This is a genomic window from Micromonospora sp. NPDC049799, from assembly GCF_040656655.1.
Classification (GTDB): Bacteria; Actinomycetota; Actinomycetes; order Mycobacteriales; family Micromonosporaceae; genus Micromonospora.
In genome coordinates, this window is sequence record NZ_JBFAMU010000891.1 from 1 (window position 1) to 1,147 (window position 1,147).

The 1,147-nt window shown below is 72.0% G+C and carries 2 protein-coding genes and 1 pseudogene; 2 read left to right on the plus strand and 1 reads right to left on the minus strand.

The window, feature by feature from the left end:
* Together AB0I76_RS30390 and AB0I76_RS30395 are read left to right on the plus strand one after the other, a co-directional pair.
* Positions 1 to 251: pseudogene (locus AB0I76_RS30390) on the plus strand (hypothetical protein); the annotation flags it as partial.
* A 65-nt stretch (positions 252 to 316) separates the two neighbouring features.
* Positions 317 to 640: a YkvA family protein gene (locus tag AB0I76_RS30395; RefSeq protein ID WP_357042725.1), complete on the plus strand. Its 324-nt coding sequence runs from the start codon at positions 317 to 319 to the stop codon at positions 638 to 640.
* A 105-nt stretch (positions 641 to 745) separates the two neighbouring features.
* On the opposite strand, the gene AB0I76_RS30400 is transcribed toward AB0I76_RS30395, so the two are convergent.
* Positions 746 to 1,147 (minus strand): hypothetical protein (locus AB0I76_RS30400; protein ID WP_357042728.1); only part of this gene is annotated, 402 nt, incomplete at its 5' end.

Below are 1,147 nucleotides of genomic sequence, written 5' to 3' on the forward strand. Positions count from 1 at the left end.
GCGGCGCCTGGAGCGAGCCGGCCGAGCTGGACCGTCAGCTCGCGCTCAACCGCCGGCACGCCGTGAGCGGAAGCCTGCGCCAGGAGGCGTACGCGGCGACCGAACGCCGGCCGGAGGAGGAGGCGCCCTCGGTGCTGACCCTGCTCGGCCCGGCCACCCCGACGCCCGAGCAGACCCGGGAGATGCCGGCCGTACCGGCCCGCGAGCGCGCCACCACGGCTCGCGGCCGGGCCGCCGTTCCCGCCTACTGACCTCCACCGTCCCCGTACGGGTGGCGAAGCGGGCGGATCGGGCGGCACTGGGCTAGCGTGACGGTGTGTCCCGGGAGGCGTGGATCCTCGTCGGCGTCGTGGCGGTCGCGACGCTGGTCGGTGCGGTGCTGTTGGCGATCCGGGTGATCCGCACCCGCCGGCTGCTCGGCACGCTGGGGGTGAGCGGCAAGGTCGCCTTCTACGGCGCGCTGGTCTACACCGTGCTCCCGGTCGACCTGCTTCCCGACCCGATCTACCTCGACGACATGGGCGTGCTGGCCGTGGCGCTGGTCGTCCTGGGCCGGCTGCTCCGACGACGCCGCGCCACCGCCGCCGCCGAGGTGCCTCGCACCCCCACCACCCCGACTTCCCACCGCCCCACCCGCTGACCAGCCCTTCTGACCAGCCCTTCGGCGCGAAAGGCCGCTGGCCGGCACCCGGTGTTCGGGTGCCGGCCAGCGGCTTGTTCCCCCTTAGAGGAAGGTCTGTGATGGTCAGCTGTTCCAGTGCTCGGCGACGAGGTCGGCGGCCTGCTGCTCCCACTGGGCGTAGTGGTCGGGGTAGGCCGAGACCTGGACGGTCTGGGCGGCCTTGGTCAGCGGCATGTCCTTCCACCCGTCGACCTGCTTGAGGCCCTTCAGGAACGCCATCGTCGAGTACTCCGGGTCGGTGATCTGCTCGACCGTGCCCCAACCCGAGGACGGACGCTGCTGGAACAGGCCCTGCGAGTCGTGGTCGTTGCGCTCACCCAGGTGACCCAGGTTCTCCAGCTTCGACTCCTGCAGCGCGGTCGCGATCGCGACCACGGCGGCGCGCTCGTCCATGTCGGCCTTCTTCGTCGCGGCGATGATCGCCTTGACGTTGCCGACCTGCTCATCCGACAGGTCGATGCGCGA